The organism is Oleiagrimonas citrea, assembly GCF_012395255.1.
GTDB lineage: Bacteria > Pseudomonadota > Gammaproteobacteria > Xanthomonadales > Rhodanobacteraceae > Oleiagrimonas > Oleiagrimonas citrea.
Map to the genome: position 1 here is coordinate 33,254 of NZ_JAAZQD010000006.1, position 16,484 is coordinate 49,737.

15 protein-coding genes are annotated in these 16,484 nt (G+C 65.3%); 5 read left to right on the forward strand and 10 right to left on the reverse strand.

Annotated elements, in window-relative coordinates; all coding sequences use genetic code 11:
• Positions 1 to 84: 84 nt before the first annotated feature.
• From HF690_RS13685 to ubiK, 5 genes are all read right to left on the reverse strand, one after another.
• Positions 85 to 378, reverse strand: a complete 294-nt coding sequence (locus HF690_RS13685) for an NHLP-related RiPP peptide (protein ID WP_168609844.1) — start codon at positions 376 to 378, stop codon at positions 85 to 87.
• A gap of 304 nt (positions 379 to 682) precedes the next feature.
• Complete coding sequence (locus HF690_RS13690) at positions 683 to 1,885, reverse strand: putative peptide maturation dehydrogenase (RefSeq protein ID WP_168609845.1); 1,203 nt, start codon at positions 1,883 to 1,885, stop codon at positions 683 to 685.
• A 54-nt stretch (positions 1,886 to 1,939) separates the two neighbouring features.
• A complete protein-coding gene (locus HF690_RS13695) occupies positions 1,940 to 3,724 on the reverse strand; it encodes a cation:proton antiporter (RefSeq protein WP_193568520.1) in 1,785 nt (594 codons plus the stop codon).
• Between the two features lie 328 nt (positions 3,725 to 4,052).
• A complete protein-coding gene (locus HF690_RS13700; protein WP_113065533.1) occupies positions 4,053 to 5,558 on the reverse strand; it encodes a YifB family Mg chelatase-like AAA ATPase in 1,506 nt (501 codons plus the stop codon).
• Positions 5,559 to 5,735: 177 nt separating this feature from the next.
• Positions 5,736 to 5,993 (reverse strand): ubiquinone biosynthesis accessory factor UbiK, encoded by a 258-nt coding sequence (ubiK, locus tag HF690_RS13705; protein WP_113065532.1) that lies wholly within the window; start codon positions 5,991 to 5,993, stop codon positions 5,736 to 5,738.
• 203 nt (positions 5,994 to 6,196) lie between these two features.
• Between ubiK and glnK the strand changes: the two genes are divergently transcribed.
• The gene (glnK, locus tag HF690_RS13710) at positions 6,197 to 6,535 is read left to right on the forward strand and encodes a P-II family nitrogen regulator (RefSeq protein ID WP_043099000.1); all 339 of its coding nucleotides are present in this window, start codon (positions 6,197 to 6,199) and stop codon (positions 6,533 to 6,535) included.
• A 24-nt stretch (positions 6,536 to 6,559) separates the two neighbouring features.
• On the opposite strand, the gene gpmA is transcribed toward glnK, so the two are convergent.
• A complete protein-coding gene (gene gpmA, locus HF690_RS13715) occupies positions 6,560 to 7,306 on the reverse strand; it encodes a 2,3-diphosphoglycerate-dependent phosphoglycerate mutase (protein WP_168609847.1) in 747 nt (248 codons plus the stop codon).
• Positions 7,307 to 7,464: 158 nt separating this feature from the next.
• On the opposite strand from gpmA, the gene HF690_RS13720 reads away from it, so the two are divergent.
• From HF690_RS13720 to hemF, 4 genes are all read left to right on the forward strand, one after another.
• Positions 7,465 to 10,623: an efflux RND transporter permease subunit gene (locus tag HF690_RS13720; protein ID WP_113065530.1), complete on the forward strand. Its 3,159-nt coding sequence runs from the start codon at positions 7,465 to 7,467 to the stop codon at positions 10,621 to 10,623.
• 111 nt (positions 10,624 to 10,734) lie between these two features.
• A complete protein-coding gene (locus tag HF690_RS13725) occupies positions 10,735 to 11,247 on the forward strand; it encodes a lipid A 3-O-deacylase (RefSeq protein ID WP_168609848.1) in 513 nt (170 codons plus the stop codon).
• Between the two features lie 10 nt (positions 11,248 to 11,257).
• The gene (locus tag HF690_RS13730) at positions 11,258 to 11,791 is read left to right on the forward strand and encodes a DUF1643 domain-containing protein (RefSeq protein WP_205300842.1); all 534 of its coding nucleotides are present in this window, start codon (positions 11,258 to 11,260) and stop codon (positions 11,789 to 11,791) included.
• A 70-nt stretch (positions 11,792 to 11,861) separates the two neighbouring features.
• Positions 11,862 to 12,788, forward strand: coding sequence for an oxygen-dependent coproporphyrinogen oxidase (gene hemF, locus HF690_RS13735; RefSeq protein ID WP_113065628.1), 927 nt, complete (start codon positions 11,862 to 11,864; stop codon positions 12,786 to 12,788).
• A gap of 64 nt (positions 12,789 to 12,852) precedes the next feature.
• Here the strand turns inward: hemF and HF690_RS13740 are convergent, their stop codons facing one another.
• The 4 genes from HF690_RS13740 to HF690_RS13755 are packed head-to-tail and all read right to left on the reverse strand — an operon-like array spanning position 12,853 to position 16,400.
• Positions 12,853 to 13,356, reverse strand: coding sequence for a hypothetical protein (locus HF690_RS13740; RefSeq protein ID WP_168609849.1), 504 nt, complete (start codon positions 13,354 to 13,356; stop codon positions 12,853 to 12,855).
• Between the two features lie 4 nt (positions 13,357 to 13,360).
• Positions 13,361 to 14,710, reverse strand: a complete 1,350-nt coding sequence (locus tag HF690_RS13745) for a GldG family protein (protein WP_168609850.1) — start codon at positions 14,708 to 14,710, stop codon at positions 13,361 to 13,363.
• A complete protein-coding gene (locus HF690_RS13750) occupies positions 14,710 to 15,465 on the reverse strand; it encodes an ABC transporter permease (protein WP_168609851.1) in 756 nt (251 codons plus the stop codon). Before HF690_RS13750 ends, HF690_RS13745 begins: the two co-directional genes overlap by 1 nt.
• Positions 15,462 to 16,400: an ABC transporter ATP-binding protein gene (locus HF690_RS13755; protein ID WP_338042926.1), complete on the reverse strand. Its 939-nt coding sequence runs from the start codon at positions 16,398 to 16,400 to the stop codon at positions 15,462 to 15,464. Before HF690_RS13755 ends, HF690_RS13750 begins: the two co-directional genes overlap by 4 nt.
• Between the last annotated feature and the right edge of the window lie 84 nt (positions 16,401 to 16,484).

Consider the following 16,484-nt stretch of genomic DNA (forward strand, 5'->3'; position numbering starts at 1 on the left):
AGGCATATATATTCATTGGATATTTCCGCAACAAAAAAGCGGGCCGAAATCGGCCCGCTTTTTTTCTGTATATAGAGATCCGAATTAAATCCGGAAAATCACCACCGGCCTTGCCGCCTCGGCGAACTTCTTTGCGATCATGTCCAGATGCTCCTTGAGCACAGCCTTGCTGGGCAATTGAACCCCACCAGCCGGGATTTCAACGCCTGTCACATCAAAACCATACTGCGCGGCAGCGGCCACCGGATTTGCCGACATATAGGCACGAAACTCATCATCCTTGGAGAGACGTTCGATGAAAGCATGTGCCAGCACTTTGGTACCGGCGGTGGCAACAGTGGTGTCCAGAGCTTCATTGTTGATGGCGAAATCAAACATGGTCGTATCCTCTCAGGGTTTAGATGGGCAAATCTGAATTACACGCAAACCAAACTCACTCGCAGTCTTGGCCTCTCGGCGACCCTGTCTAACCAAGTCTTTGGGCGCCTTCGCATACACACCACACACTCGACATTCATTCTTGGGCCAACCGCCCAGCCTTACCCGCAACCAAACTTTCCGCTTCGACTGCCTCGGGTGCTTGAGACTGGACAAAACTTCGTTTCCATGGTCTTATATGCAATAATAGACTTTTTGTTTTCTTTAGTCAAGGTATAAAACATAAGTAGATGTTTTTCAAGACTTATTTTGGGGTGTATGGTCCAGGATTGAAGTGCAGCGCGTCATTGTCCTCGACGTCCTTGATGCCCAGGCCACTGATGCCAACCGGTGCGGCCTCGAGCGGGTCGAGACCAAGCACTTCACCCAGATCCTTGTCATTGATCGCCGCAGTGTAGAACGCCCCCAGCTTCCTTTCAGTCGCCAGCAAGTAGAACGTCTGACTGAGGTGCGCGGAGTCCATCAGCAATGCCTTGTAGGCCTTGGCGTGGTCCCGATACTTCCAATGATGCCGGCTGAATCGCGCCACGTGTATGACAACCGCCTGCGCATGGGTGAAATAGTCCTGACCGACCGTCACGTCCATCACCAGCTTGCGCAACGCCGCTTCCGGCATCTCCTTGAGCAATTCCAGTGCATGCCGACTCATGTCGTAGTGGTAGATGCCGCTCTTCAGTCCTTCCACCCGCATCACGATCGGATACGGGTCCATCGGGGTCAGGCCGCCGCCCGAAGCACTGGTTCGCTTGATCGCCATCGCACCGGGCGCGAGCTCTCGGATGCCCTGCGCACCGAAACAGCCGTAGAGCATGTAGGAAAGCTCTTCCTGCGGCAGGAACGCATCCTCCTTGAACGCCCGCGTCGTGTGCCGCGCCTTGAGGATTCGCGCCAGATGCGAATCGAACGCCGGCACCTCCATGACATGGACGTCGATGGCATCGTCCCGTCGGGGGAAATGCGTGGGTGCCGGTCCGTGTTCCCGCGAAAGTTCATCGAGCCGCTCGCGATGCGCCTCCGGCGTGTGTTCACGCGTGGATACGTCGCTGAGCATGCCGCTCCATCGCGTCATGGCATGGTAGACCGCCGTCAAATCCAGCCAACCGATCTTTTCCAGTCGACTCTCGGACTCAAGAATCTCTCGAGCGGCCGCATCGTCCTCGGCATCGGAAAGCACGAGGTGACGATGCAGAAGATTCTGCAGGGTCTGCGGATCCACTCCGGCCCTGACCACGAAATCTTCCGCCTCCACCCACTTGTCCGCGGGCAACTGCGCCAGTATCGACAATTCCTTGGCGCTGACGCGCAGACGCTCCCCGCTCAACGGGCACAACAACTCGGCCACCGGTTCGGAAACGAACTGCAAGTCACCGCTGAACAGGGCCTTCAGGTCCGGCATGGGTTCATCGGCAATCTGTATGAAACAGATGCGGCGGCGGCGAATGCGCATGGTGTGGTTCCTTTCTGGTAAGTCCGCAAGTCTCCAGGCGGATCGGTCAACGTATCACGTCCCTGCCTCTTCCTCGTCCTGCCGCGGCGGGACCAGGACGATCACGGTCCAGCCCGGCTTCGGATCGAGTTCGCGCTTGCTCGAGACCACCCGCAATACGCCACGCTCGCCGATGCCGAACAGCAACACCGAACCGGAACCGTACTGTTCCACGAAGTGCGGCCAGTCGAAGGTCTCGGTGAGTTTGGTCGACTTGATGCGCCAGCCCTCGCTCATCATCTCGGCGAAGCGCGCATGGGTCATGTCCTCGCCGAATAGCGCCGGCGCCAGCAGGTTGCCGGCGAAATTGCGGCGGTCATGGCGTTCTTCGGGCGCCAGATTGCGCAAGCGATAAACACGTTCGCGACCGAACTCCTGTCGGTAGTGGACCACGGCCAGCGAATTGAGCTCGCGCCGTGTCGACATCGCCAGCAGGCGACCGATGCCGGTGAGGTCCATGTGATGATCGGCATGCTGCGACGTCGGGCTGCCGAAGAAGGTTTCCAGGCCCTGCATGCGCGCGGCGCGGATGCCGTCCCAGTCGTCGTCAACGACCAGGACCCGGAAATCGGCCGCCGCCAGCGCGGCAGCCACCGCGCGCGCCACCGGATCGGCGCCGAAGACCAGCACGCCGTCGGGCTCGGGTTCGGCCACACGCAGCCAGCGCGCGAATTGGCGCGAGGTGGCGCTCTGCAGGATCACCGTGCCGATGATCAGACTGAAGACCAGCGGCACCAGTCCCTCGGCGCCCGGCACCTTGAGTTCCTCCAGCCGCAGGGCGAACAGCGCCGAGACTGCCGCGGCCACGATGCCACGCGGCGCGACCCAGGCGATCAACGCGCGCTGACGCCAGTTCAGCGTGCTGCCGAGCGTCGCCAGCCACGTCGATACCGGCCGCACCACGAATTGTGCGGCCAGGAACACCAGCGCGCCGCCCAACAGCATCCCGTCCGGGAGCGGCCACTTCAGCCGCGCCGCGAGAATCACGAACAGCATTGATACCAGCAGCGTGGACAGATCTTCCTTGAAGTCCATGATGTGATCGATGTGCACGTCACGACGGTTACCGATGACGATGCCCATGATGGTCACCGCCAGCAGGCCGGATTCGTGCGTGATGGCGTTGGAAGCCGAGAACGCGCCCAGCACCGCGGCCATGGTGCCGAAATTCTGCAGGTACTCCGGAATCAGGTGGCGACGCAGCAGGAAGGCCAGCACGATTGCGCCGACGACGCCGATGACCACGCCGCTGCCGATGGTCGCGGCGAACACCCCCAGCGAATGTCCCTGCTCGCGCGAGACGATGGCCTCGAACACCAGCACCGCGAACAACGCGCCCAGCGGGTCGATGACGATGCCTTCCCAGCGCAGCGTGTTGGCGATCTTCGCGTCCGGTCGCAGGGTACGCAGCATCGGCACGATCACCGTCGGCCCGGTCACACAGCCCAGTGCGCCGAACAGGAACGCGATCGGCCAGTCCAGCCCGGCGATCCAGTGCGCGGCCGCCGCCAGCATCAGCAGCGCGGTCACGGCACCGTAGCTGACCAGGCCGCGCACCGCCCGACCGATGCCACGCAGTTCGTGGAAACGCAGCGTCATGCTGCCCTCGAACAGGATCAGCGCCACCGCCAGCGACACGGCAGGGAACAACCACTTGCCCAGCAACTTGTCCGGCTCCACCAGACCGCTGACCGGACCGAGCAGGATGCCCGCCAGCAACAGGAAGAGAATCGCCGGCAACTTGACCCGCCACGCGAGCCATTGCGCAGCGAAGCCGATCACCAGCAAAAGGGTGAGCATGAGCGCGAGATTGACGATCACGAGTGGCAGCGTCCGCAGTGGTCGTGCCGCCGATGGTACCGGCAATCGCCGGCAACATGTCCAGGCATTCGGCCGCACGCACCCACCGCGGCAACCGATGATCGCAACGATGCTGGAAGATGACCGAGAGCAAGAGGAAGAGAGGCCGATCCCCGGTATCGGATGCGGGGGAGGGGGAGGGGAATCCGATACCGGGGCGGCGGGTCAGATATTTTGCATACCCGACAGTTCAATTATCCGCCCGGCATGAAAGTCGGTCAAGCGCAGAACCGTTCGCGGACGTGAACACAGTGTCGCAGCCAGCCACTCAGACATCGATACGGCGAAGCTGCAGGGCCTCGGCCAGATGCTCACGATTGACGCAACCGGCCGAACCATCGAGATCGGCCAAGGTGCGCGCCACGCGCAGCACGCGATGGTAGGCGCGGGCGGACAATCGTAGCCGTTCGAGCGTGTCCTGCAGCCAGACGCGTTCCTTGGCGCCCAGCGCACAGTCGCGCTCGAGTTCGCGCACGCTGATCTCCGCATTCGGACGCCCCGCGCGCAGCAACGCCTGGCGCCGCGCCGTGATGACCCGCTCACGCACCGTGGCGCTGTCCTCGTCGTAATCGCGTCGTGCCGTAGTCAGCTCCTGCAACGGCACGCGCGGCACCTCGACCTGCAGATCGATGCGATCGAGCAAGGGGCCGGACAATCGCCCACGATATCGTGCGACTTTGTCCGGCGTGCATCGGCAGCGTCCACCCGGGTCGCCGTGGTAGCCGCACGGACACGGATTCATCGCGGCGACCAGCTGGAACTGAGCCGGAAACGTGTTCTGCCGCGCGGCACGCGAAATCACGATCTGTCCCGATTCCAGCGGTTCACGCAGCACTTCGAGCACGCGACGCTCGTATTCGGGCAGTTCGTCGAGAAACAGCACGCCGTGATGGGCCAGCGAAATCTCGCCGGGACGCGGTCGCGAACCGCCGCCCACCAACGCTACCGCAGAGGCCGTGTGGTGGGGCGCACGAAAGGGACGCCGCCGCCACAACGCCGGATCAATGACCTCGCCGGCCACCGAGCGCACGGCACAGGTCTCCAGGGCTTCGGATTCGCCCAACGGCGGCAGAATCCCCGGCAAACGCTCGGCGAGCATGGTCTTGCCGGTACCCGGCGGGCCGACCAGCAGCAGATGATGACCACCGGCCGCCGCGACTTCCAGGGCACGACGCGCCTGCAGCTGGCCGCGCACATCGACCAGGTCCGGCATGTCCGGAAGCACCGAGGTGGTGACCGCCGCCTGCGGACGCTGCAGTTCCTCACCACCGCGCAGCCATGCGCAGACCTCGGCCAGCGAATCGGCCACCAGCACATCGGCATCGGCAATCAGCGCCGCCTCGGCCGCGTTGGCGCGCGGCACTACCACGCGACGTCGGCGCTTGCCGGCATGCAACAACGCCGGGAGCACGCCGGCCACGGCCCGCAACTCACCTGACAGGGCCAGCTCGCCGAGGAATTCGCAATCGTGCAGACGCTTGCGCGGGACCTGATTGGCCGCGGCGAGAATGCCCAGCGCGATGGCCAGATCGAAGCGGCCGCCATCCTTGGGCAGTTCGGCCGGCGCCAGATTCACCGTGATGCGCCGGCTGGGGTATTCGAATGCGGTGTTCTGGATGGCCACGCGCACACGATCGCGTGCCTCGCGCACGGCCGCCTCGGGCAGACCGACGATGAAGGTGTTGGGCAGACCGCCGGAAAGATTCACCTCAACCATGACCTGGGGCGCGCTGACGCCTTCCTGGGCACGGCTGAGAACCACCGAGAGACTCATGCGCGCCGCGCCTCCGTCGAACGGAAGCCGGGCGCGCCCGGAAATGCGATGTGCATGCTGCTCAGCTCCTTGCACCAGACACATCGCTCAGGGCGAAAAAAAGCCGCCCCCGATCGTTGACTCGGGGTGAGGTGACGGATCGGAGGCGGTCTCCCGGGAGGCGGTTGTGTGGTGCGGTCAGCGGCCGTTTTCGGCCAATCGCGCTTCGAGCTCGGCGATGCGTTGTTCGCACTGTTCCACGCGCTCGCGGGTGCGGGCGAGGACCTGGCGCTGCACGTCGAACTCTTCGCGTGTCACCAGATCGAGGCGGCGCAATCCCTGCGCCAGCACGTCGCGGAAGTTCTCCGCAAGGTCCTCGCGCGCCTGCGCGAGACCGGGCGGAACCGCATTCGCGAGCCGCTGCGCGATGGCGTCAATGGACTGGACATCAATCATGCGGCACCTCGAACTCTTGCGGTTAGTGTGAGACGTGCAGGATAGCCACGCCATCGGCGGAATGCATCACAAGGTGTAGGGTTTTGCCTACGCGGCGTGAAAAAGGTGTGCAGCCCCTTTGTGCCGTACCCCCGCTGCACGCAGGCCGCCGCACAGTCGGTATAGTGTGCGCCCAGACGCCACGACGCCCGCCGGGAACCTGCATGAAGTTGATCACCGCCATCATCAAGCCGTTCAAGCTCGACGACGTGCGCGAGGCGCTGGCCGAGATCGGCGTACAGGGACTGACCGTCACCGAGGTCAAGGGCTTCGGCCGGCAGAAGGGCCATACCGAGCTGTATCGCGGCGCGGAATACGTGGTCGACTTCCTGCCGAAGATCAAGATCGAAGCGGCAATGGCGGACGAACTGCTCGATCGCGCCGTGGAAGTGATTCAGCAATCGGCACGCACCGGCAAGGTCGGCGACGGCAAGATCTTCGTGCAGACGCTGGAGCAGGTAGTGCGCATCCGCACTGGTGAGCTGGACGCCGACGCGCTGTAGCGCCGACGCCCGTCGACACGGGTCTCAGCCCTTGGCCTTGCCCTGATTGGCCACGGCCTGCATCTTCGCCTTCAGCGCTTCGGCATCGCCCAGGTAATAATGCTTGACTGGCTTCATGTCGGCGTCGAATTCATACACCAGCGGCACGCCGTTGGGAATGTTCACACCAGCGATGTCGTCGTCGGAGATGCCGTCCAGGTACTTGACCAGCGCGCGCATGGAATTGCCATGGGCGGCGACCACCACGCTGTGCCCGGCCTTCACCGTCGGCGCCAGGGTTTCGTGCCAGTACGGCAACACGCGCGCCACAGTGTCCTTCAGGCATTCGGTCAACGGAATCTGCGACGGGTCGAGATCGGCATAACGCGGGTCGGTAGCAAAGGTGTTGTCCTGCGGCTCCATCGCCGGCGGCGGCGTGTCGTAGCTGCGCCGCCAGATGTGCACCTGCTCGTCCCCGTACTTGGCCGCGGTCTCTGCCTTGTTGAGTCCCGTCAGCGCACCGTAGTGGCGTTCGTTGAGACGCCAGTCGGTGTGCACCGGCAGCCACATCTGGTCCATGGCGTCCTGCACGTGCCACAGCGTGCGCACCGCGCGCTTAAGCACCGAGGTATGCGCCAGGTCGAAGCGGAACCCGGCCTCGGTCAGCAAGCGGCCGGCCTCGCGGGCTTCGGCAATGCCCTGTTCGGTCAGGTCGACGTCGGCCCAACCGGTGAAACGGTTTTCCAGGTTCCACTGCGACTGGCCGTGGCGGATCAGGACGAGTTTGTGCATGGGGAAGAAATCCGACGCGCGAAAAGGCTAAGCATGCGAGCCTCGGCATGAGCCGTCAACGCAGGTATTCTGAGCGGGTTTGACCCCGCACGTGCCGTAGGTCACGCGCGACTTCCAGCACACGCGGGGACGCAGGGAAGATAGGCAAACTCGCTACGATGAACTTTTTCGCGCCCATGATCCGCCGCCCGATCGGCATCACACTGCTGGCCATCGGCCTGGTGCTGGGCGGCGTTGTCGCCTACCTGCGGCTCGGCGTGGCCGCGCTGCCGCAACTGGACATCCCGGCGGTCTTCGTGGTGGCCTCGCAACCGGGCGCCAGCGCCAACACCATGGCGACCACCGTGGCCGCGCCGCTGGAGCGCCACATCGGCCGTATCGCGGGTATCAGCGACATGCGCTCGACCAGCAACGCAGGCTCGACCTTCGTGCTGGTCCAGTTCGACTTCAACCGCAACATCGACGACGCCGCGCGCGAAGTGCAGGCGGCGATCAATGCGGCCGCGCCGGACTTGCCCTCGAACCTGCCCACGGCACCGCAGGTGCTGAAGTTCAACACCGACCAGATCCCGATCCTGCTGGTCGCGCTGACTGCGCGTGCGCAGACGCCGGCCAAGCTCTACGACATGGCCAACAGCCTCCTGCAGCCGCGCATTGCGCAGGTGCCCGGCGTCGGCCGGGTGCAGGTGTTCGGCAGCGCGCCGCCCGCGATCCGCGTGGACATGAATCTGGATGCGCTGAGCGCGAAGAATCTGTCCACCGACGACGTGCGCAACGCGCTGACCGCCGCCAACGTGAATGCACCGCTGGGCACGATCACCGAGGGCCAGCGCCAGTTGATCGTGCAGGCCAACGACCAGTTGCATACGGCGTCGGACTTCGCGCATCTGGTCATCGCCGTGCGCAACGGCACGCCGGTACGCCTGAGCGACGTGGCACACGTCTACGACGGTGCCGAGGACATGCATCAGGCGGCCTGGCTCAACGGCCAGCGCTCGGTGATGCTGCAGATCAGCAAGCGCCCGGGCGCCAACGCGCTGGCCACTGTCGACGCCATCAAGGCGCGCCTGCCTCAGCTCAGCGCGTGGCTGCCGGCCGACGTGCACATCCAGCCGATCTTCAACCTGACCAACACCACGCGTTCATCGATCCACGAGATCGAGATCACGCTGCTCATCAGCATCGCCCTGGTCATCATGGTGATGCTGGTGTTCCTGCGCCGCACCGGCCCGACCCTGATCGCGGCGCTGAGCGTGCCGCTGTCGCTGGCCGGCGCCTTCGTCACCATGGCTGCACTGGGCTACACGCTGAACAACCTGTCGATGATGGCGCTGGTGGTGTGCATCGGCTTCGTGGTCGACGACGCCATCGTCGTGATCGAGAACATCGTGCGGCACATGGAGGCCGGCGAGACGCCGATGCAGGCCACGCTGCGCGGCGTGCGCGAGATCGGTTTCACGGTGATCTCGATCACTGTCTCGCTGCTGGCGGTGTTCGCTCCGCTGCTGTTCGAGAACAGCATGCTGGGCATGCTGATGCGCGAATTCTCGGTGACGCTGGCCGCTGCCGTGATCATCTCGGCCGTGGTGTCACTGACTCTGACCCCGGCGCTATGCGCACGCTACCTTCGTCACGCCAGCATTCCGCATGCGCACGAACGTACCCGCTGGCAGCGCCTGCTGGAACGCTTCGACGACGCCGTGCTCGGCCTCTATCGACGCAGCCTCGACTGGGCGCTGCATCATCGCCGGCTGATGCGCTGGCAGCCGGTGTTGCTGCTGGCGCTGACCTTCGGCCTGATCTTCGCCACGGTGAAACTGGTCGGCGGCACCTTCATGCCGGCCCAGGACACCGGCCTGCTACGCGTCAACGTGGTCGCCGACGCCGACGTATCGCCTGACGAAATGACCCAGCGCCTGCAACAGGTCGCCGTGATCGTGCGGCACGATGCCGCCGTGACCAACGTCGCCACTCTGCTCGGTGGCGGACCTACAGGCGCCACCAGCAACCAGGGCAAGCTGTTCGTCGACCTCAAACCATTCGGCCACGGCCCCGGCGACCGACCGCTGAAGTCAAAGGCCATCATCGAACGTCTGCGCAAGCGCCTGGACACGGTTCCGGGCGTGCAGTGCTACGTCAACAACGTGCAGTTTCTCGGCGGCGGCAGCGGCGGCGGCGGCCAGGGGCAATACAGTTTCCAGCTGCGCGGCGATGATCCCATCGTCCTGCAGACCTGGACGCTGCGACTCGAGAACGCCATGCGCAAGCTGCCGCAGCTTCGCGACATCGGCAGCGACTACGACGATGTCAGCGTGCAGCAGACCGTGCAGGTCGATCGCGCCCGCGCCTCGCGTCTGGGCGTGAGCATGGCGAACGTGGACGCCGTGCTGTTCGGCGCCTTCGGCCAGCAGCCCGTGTCGACCATCTATTCCGAGACCAACAGCTACCGCGTGATCCTCAGCGCCGCCGCGCAGCAAGTGCTGTCGCCGGCCTCGCTGCTGGACCTGTACGTGCTGGGCAGCGGTGGCGGCCTGGTGCCGCTGTCCGCGCTGGCCCACATCCAGCCGACCGTGATTCCGCCGCAAGTCGTGCACGAGTCGCAGCAACTGGCCTCGACCATCAGCTACGGCCTCAAGGACAAGACGCCGCAAAGTATCGGCATCGCCCTGATCAAGGCTCAGGCGCAAGGGCTGGGATTGCCCGCCAGCGTGCACATCGACTTCACCGGCGACAACCAGCGGCTGCAGCAGCTGCAGTCGAACATCGGCACACTGTTCCTCGCCGCCATCCTCGCCATGTATCTGGTGCTGGGCATTCTCTACGAGAGCATGCGCCACCCACTGACCATTCTTTCCACGCTGCCGGCCGCCGCGGTCGGCGCGGTCGCGGCCATGCTGGCCACGCGCACGCCGCTGTCGCTGATCGCCGCCATCGCCGTGCTGTTGCTGATCGGCATCGTCAAGAAGAACGCCATCTTGATGGTCGATTTCGCTCTCGACGCCGAGCGCAATCGCGGACTGACTCCGCTCGACGCCATCCGCGAAGCGGCCCTGACCCGCTTCCGCCCGATTCTGATGACCACGCTGGTGGCCATGCTCAGTGCCGTGCCGCTAGCAGTCGGCTTCGGCGTCGGCTCGGAGCTTCGTCAGCCGCTCGGCATCGCCTTGATCGGTGGCCTGGCCATCTCGCAGTTGCTCACGCTGCTGTCGACACCGGCCATCTACATGGGGTATCACGATCGCCAGGTGCGCAAGGCGGCCCGTCGCGCCCGCAGGGCCGAACGCAAGCGCCGCAAGCAGTTGGCCAAGGCGCACTGAGCACCGCGGCAAGCACGACGGGGATTTCCCTTCCATGACAATGTTTGCCTGAACAGCTAAAATGGCGCTGCGGGAAAACCGAGGGGTGTTCGACCACAGGAAGGAGTCGCCATGCTTCATCGCATGCACCTCATGCTCACGCTGCTGCTCAGTGCATGCAGCTTCATCGCCCTGACCCCGGCCGCACACGCCAGCGATCAAGGCACCACGGTGGCCATCAGTGTCGGTCGCAGCGCGACGTCGGGGCACCGCTGGACCAACGTCGGCTTCGTCGACATCACCACAAGCACGCACGATTTCCATGGTGTGCACTGGAAGCCAGCCTACGCGCTCGGCTGGATCGACGGTCGATCCATGCACGTCGAGCGCCTCGATCACAACGTCGTCGTCGGCGCAGCGGGCGTTCGCCTGGTGGATTGGTGGCGCGGTGCGTTCTTCAGCTTCCAGCTCGGCGTCGCCGGCGGACGCACCGATGCGCTCAGCAGCAGCGAGCAGTTCGTCAGCAGTCTCGGCTGGCAGGGGCATCGCTGGCAGATCATGCTGCGCCACATTTCCAACGGCGATTTCTTCGGCGGCAAGAATCTGGGCGAGACCATGGTTCTGGTCGGCATCCGACTGCATTAGCATCGAACGGATGAGTCGTTACCCGGACCACCACGACCTGCAACGCGGCCGCATCGGCGACATGGATGCGGCCGCCGCGTTTTCCTTGTGCGGTCGTTACCGCTACGCACTGTGGCGTCGCTGGGACGACGGTCCGACGGCGCTGTTCGTGATGCTCAACCCGTCGACCGCCAGCGCCACGGCGAACGACCCCACCATCCGCCGCTGCATCGGCTTCGCCCGCGCATGGGGCTACGCCGGGCTCGCGGTCGGCAACCTGTTCGCCTGGCGCACGCCCTCACCCGACAAGCTCAAGCGGGCACGCTCGCCCATCGGACGCGACAACGACGCCTGGCTGAGCTCTCTGCAGGAAGAGGCCGGACTCACCGTCGCTGCGTGGGGCCATCACGGCGTACTGCGCCAGCGCGACGCCTTCGTGCGCAATCTGCTCGTCGAACCGCACGTACTCGGCCTGACTCGCAATCACGCGCCACGGCATCCGCTGTACATGCGCGCCGACACGCAGCCGCAGCCGTGGGATATCACCGTCGCCGCGGCACCCTGAAGGCATGTCATGCATGCCTGCGTGCCAACGCGGACTTGCCAAGCTCGCCGCCGCCACCGACACTGACCGCATGCAAGATCAAGCTCAACAGGTCGAAGCGTTCCTGCGCGACTTGCAGGATCGTGTGTGTACCGCGCTGGAAGCGGTCGACGATTCCGATGGCGATGGCGTGCGCTTCGTCGAGGATGCCTGGCAGCGCGCCGAAGGTGGCGGCGGCCGTACACGTGTGCTGAAGAACGGCGGCGTGTTCGAGCAGGCTGGCGTGAACTTCTCGCGCGTGTCCGGCAATCGCCTGCCACCCAGCGCCACCGCGCACCGGCCCGATCTGGCCGGCGGCAGTTTCATCGCCACCGGCGTGTCGCTGGTGCTGCATCCGCACAGCCCGTACGTGCCGACCACGCACGCCAACGTGCGCTATTTCGAAGCCAGCAAGCCCGGTGCGGAACCGGTGTGGTGGTTCGGCGGCGGCTTCGATCTGACGCCGTTCTATCCGTTCGACAACGACGTCAAGCACTGGCACCGCGTCGCCCGCGACCTGTGCGCACCGTACGGCGAGAACGTGTACGCCGAGTACAAACGCTGGTGCGACGAATACTTCTATCTGAAGCATCGCAACGAGACCCGAGGCGTCGGCGGGCTGTTCTTCGACGACCTCAACGAGGGCGGCTTCGACCGCTGCTTCGGTTTTCTGAAGGATGTCGGCCAGGGCTTCCTGGACGCCTACCTGCCCATCGTCGAGCGCCGTATGCACGAACCCTGGGAAGAACGCGAACGCGATTTTCAGCTGTACCGACGCGGGCGCTATGTCGAGTTCAACCTGGTCTACGACCGCGGCACGCTGTTCGGCCTGCAGTCGGGTGGACGCACCGAATCGATCCTGATGAGCCTGCCACCGCAGGTGCGCTTCGAATACGCCTACGAGCCCGAGTCCGGCAGCCCCGAGGCGCGGCTGGCTTCCTACCTGAAGCCGCAGGACTGGCTGGCCGAAGACGATTGACGTCATCCGCGCCTGATCCGGTAAACAGTCGTTCCCGGAGCCACCGCAACCGGCAGGCAGCAACTTACGGCTGTGAATCGGCCGTGATGCGCTTGGCCGCCGCCGCACGTGGCGCGTATTGCGCGTGCACCACGGCAATGCGGTCGCCGACCCGCACATAGCGATTCGGACCGAACGGCGTCATCACGCCGTAGTCCAGCTCGTGCCCGTTCAGACGCAGAATCAGCTGCGGCGGTTTCAGGCCCAGGTTGTGCAGATCGGGCTGCGATTCGTCGAGCCAGCGCTGCACTGGCGCGGCGGCAAGGGCGGCCATTCCGTTCACGCGCTCGGCATCGGCCACCTGCTGCTGCGCCGCGGGCGTCTGCCGCCACCAGTGGCCATCGTGTCGTCGATAGTTCACGGGCGGACGCCCCGGACGGATGACCTCGATCTGCCGCACCTGTGCCGGATCGATCTTCAGCAAGGTGCCCGGCGCGGCGGCGACGTCGCTGCGCCACTGCAGCCAGGCCAGCCCGACCAGTGCGATCAGCGCCGCACCGCCCAACCACCGGGACAGGCCACCGCGCATACGATCAGCGCCGACGCCGGCGCCAGGCAATGCCCGTGCCCAGCAATAGCAGAAGCAGCGGCAGGCCGATCATGAACACGGCGGCCATCATCGTCAGTCCGCCGCGTGACAGATGCACCACGCGATCCGGCGCAGCCGCGCGATCGACCCCGATCAGGGCATCGTCGCCCAGCAGCCACTCGAACACCCGCTCGCCCAGCGCGCGATTGCCGGCCTGGCCGAGAAACGCGTTGGAGAGGAAGTCACCGTCGCCGATGACCACCGCACGCTGCTCGTTCTTGTCCGGGCTGGGCGACAGCCGCGACAGCGCGAAGCCGAAGTCCAGCGGACCGCGCAGCTCGCCCTTGGCGGGATCGAAACGGATGGTCGAAGGATGCCGGTCGTCGATGGGCTGCAACTCGGTCCAGCTCTTCGGACTGGAGCGCAGCAATGGCCTGGCGGACCATTCGGTGTCCGAGATGCTGGCCAGCGCCTGCACCTGCGCGAACACGGTGGTCTGCACCAATCCCTTGGTGATCGCGGTTGGCGGATAGCTGCCCAGCGCGACGATGCGTGGGTCGTTCAACCCCAGCGCCGCACCCTGACCGTCGACCAGCAGGCCGGGAAGCCTCTGCACGCCCAACGCATGCGCCAACGGATCGAGCTCGGGGTGGGCCTGACCGGGGTCGCTGAGCCACAGCAGGTTGCCGCCATCGCGCACGTAGTCGACCAGCGCCTGCACCGCCGGCTTGGGCAACGCCGACTGCGGACTGGCGAGCACCACCAGACGCGTGCCCTGCGGCACCTGTCCGACCTGACTGAAGTTCAACGGCACGGCGCGCACGCCGCGCGCAGCCAGTGGCTTGATGAAGAGTCCGAGATCGGCGCCGGCCGAACTGTCCGCACGGCGCTCGCCGTCGCCGGTCACGAACGCGACGATGCGGTCGCCGTCGCGCGTCAGCCGCTCCATCGCGTTGGTCAGCGCATCCTCACTCAGCGCACGCACATGCTGGGTTCGACCGTCATATCGCAGCACCATCTCGCCGGCGACTTCGATGCCGGCGGCGCGCATGGCGGCAGGGTTCTTGTCCGGGTCGACGAAACGCACCGAGATATCCGGCTTCACCGCCTGATAGCGCTGCAGAAAAGCGGCGATGGTCGGCCGCAACTTACCGCCCGGCGCGGCATAACTGGTGATCTGCACCGGACCGTGCAACTTCTGCAGCACCGCGCGCGTCGGCGCAGTCAGGCTGGCGCGATCACCCGAACTCCAGTCGAACACGCGCGCATGCCGCGTGCCCAGATAGCCGATGCAACCGGCCGCGATCAGCAGCAGCAGCGCGTACAGCCAGATCGGCAGGCGTCGTTTCGTCATCAGCCCCGCGTCCTTTCGTCACCCACGCGACGGATCGCCAGCAGCAGCGCCACGCCAATCAGCAACGCGAACCACAGCAGATCCGCCGTACTTACCAGCCCCCGGCCCATCGGCTGCAGATGCGTGGACAGCGCCAACCAGTTGGCGATCCCGCCGAGCACGCCGTCGGCCAGCGAAAGCTTGTTGACACCGACCAGCAGCGCCGTGACCACGAATGCGCCCGCCGCGGCCAACGCCGGATGGCCGACAAAGGCCGAACACGCCATGCCGATGGCGTTCAGCGAAGCCAGCGCCAGCATCAGTCCCAGCGCTGCCGCCGCCAGCTTGCCCCAGTCCGGGTGCGTGGTGAACGCCAGCGCCACCGGCATCGCCAGCAGCAACAGCAGGATCAGCAACTGCCAGATCAGCACCGCAAAATACTTGCCCAGCACCACCGCGGACGGCGACAGTCCGGAGGCGAACAACAACGACAACGTGCCGCCTCGACGCTCGCCCGCCAGTGCACTCATGGTCAACAGCGGCGCCAGCACGAACGCGGCAATCACGAACAGGGCCAGCCAGGGCAGGGTGACCAGATCGGTGAAGCCGCTGGCATTGCCGGCGGCCGCCAGACGAACCTGCAGCGCCAGATACTGGTTCAGCATCAGCAGGAATTCCCAACCCATGCCGGCCAGGGTCAGCGCGGCCAGCACCCAGCCCAGCGGACGGGTCCACAGGCGTCGCCATTCACAGCGCATCACGGCTCCCACACTCATGCGGCGTCCGCCTCTTCGGCCGGCGTCCGGGTGGCGATATGCATGAACGCATGCTCCAACTCGCCCGCGACGGGCTGCAGGCCGGCCAGCGGCATGCCCGCCTCGACCACGGCGCGCGCCAACGTGGGCGCATCGGTTCCGTCGCGCAGCGTGATCCGATGACGGCAGGCATCCTGCGTCTCGACCTTCACCACCGGCGCCAGGGCGGCCAGGCGCGCCGCGTCGACCGGCTGCGCCAGCGTCAACAGGAGGCGTTCCTGCCCCGAGTGCAGAGGCGCATCGTGACGCAACACGCCCTCGTGCAGAATCGCAACGCGATCGCAGACCGCCGTGACTTCCGGCAAAAGATGCGTGGACAACACCACGCCGCTACCGGCATCGGCTCGTTCGCGGATCAGTTCGCGCAGCTGCGCGGCCTGCAGCGGGTCGAGCCCGTTGCCCGGTTCGTCCAGCACCAGCAGCGGCGGCTCATGCAGCAATGCGCAAGCCAACCCGACACGCTGCCGCTGCCCCTGCGAAAGGACCGCGACAAGTCGTCGCGCCTCGCGCGTCAGCTGCAGGCGTTCGAGCAGGCTGTCACGACGCTTGCGCACCGCCGCGCCGCGCAGGCCACGCAGCCTTGCCGTGGCGTCCAGATGCTCGACCACGGTCAGCTCCGGCCACAGCGGCGCGCGCTCCGGCAGCCAGCCAACACCACCGCGAGCACACTGATATTCCTCTGCAAGATCAGTGCCTTGAAGTCGAACCCGACCTCGGTCCGGTCGTTGCGCACCGGCCATCATCGCCAGCGTGGTGGACTTGCCGGCGCCATTCACGCCAAGCAGTCCCAGCACCTGGCCGCGCGCCAACGTCAGATTGAGCTCGCGCACGACATCACGACCGCCGAGACGGCGGCTGACGCATTCCAGTTGAAGCAGCGGGGAAGGGTCGTTCACTTGATGATTCTGGCCGGGAACCCATATTCAGGACAACAGGCATCGGAAAAAAGTGCGTAGCAACAATACTTTTGCAACATCCGA

What these genes read in the sequence shown, in the direction of transcription:
- HF690_RS13685 (WP_168609844.1), bottom strand. Translation starts at nt 378, where the DNA reads ATGTTTGATTTCGCCATCAACAATGAAGCTCTGGACACCACTGTTGCC.
- HF690_RS13690 (WP_168609845.1), bottom strand. Translation starts at nt 1,885, where the DNA reads ATGCGCATTCGCCGCCGCCGCATCTGTTTCATACAGATTGCCGATGAA.
- HF690_RS13695 (WP_193568520.1), bottom strand. Translation starts at nt 3,724, where the DNA reads ATGCTCACCCTTTTGCTGGTGATCGGCTTCGCTGCGCAATGGCTCGCG.
- HF690_RS13700 (WP_113065533.1), bottom strand. Translation starts at nt 5,558, where the DNA reads ATGAGTCTCTCGGTGGTTCTCAGCCGTGCCCAGGAAGGCGTCAGCGCG.
- ubiK (WP_113065532.1), bottom strand. Translation starts at nt 5,993, where the DNA reads ATGATTGATGTCCAGTCCATTGACGCCATCGCGCAGCGGCTCGCGAAT.
- glnK (WP_043099000.1), top strand. Translation starts at nt 6,197, where the DNA reads ATGAAGTTGATCACCGCCATCATCAAGCCGTTCAAGCTCGACGACGTG.
- gpmA (WP_168609847.1), bottom strand. Translation starts at nt 7,306, where the DNA reads ATGCACAAACTCGTCCTGATCCGCCACGGCCAGTCGCAGTGGAACCTG.
- HF690_RS13720 (WP_113065530.1), top strand. Translation starts at nt 7,465, where the DNA reads ATGAACTTTTTCGCGCCCATGATCCGCCGCCCGATCGGCATCACACTG.
- HF690_RS13725 (WP_168609848.1), top strand. Translation starts at nt 10,735, where the DNA reads ATGCTTCATCGCATGCACCTCATGCTCACGCTGCTGCTCAGTGCATGC.
- HF690_RS13730 (WP_205300842.1), top strand. Translation starts at nt 11,258, where the DNA reads ATGAGTCGTTACCCGGACCACCACGACCTGCAACGCGGCCGCATCGGC.
- hemF (WP_113065628.1), top strand. Translation starts at nt 11,862, where the DNA reads ATGCAAGATCAAGCTCAACAGGTCGAAGCGTTCCTGCGCGACTTGCAG.
- HF690_RS13740 (WP_168609849.1), bottom strand. Translation starts at nt 13,356, where the DNA reads ATGCGCGGTGGCCTGTCCCGGTGGTTGGGCGGTGCGGCGCTGATCGCA.
- HF690_RS13745 (WP_168609850.1), bottom strand. Translation starts at nt 14,710, where the DNA reads ATGACGAAACGACGCCTGCCGATCTGGCTGTACGCGCTGCTGCTGCTG.
- HF690_RS13750 (WP_168609851.1), bottom strand. Translation starts at nt 15,465, where the DNA reads ATGAGTGTGGGAGCCGTGATGCGCTGTGAATGGCGACGCCTGTGGACC.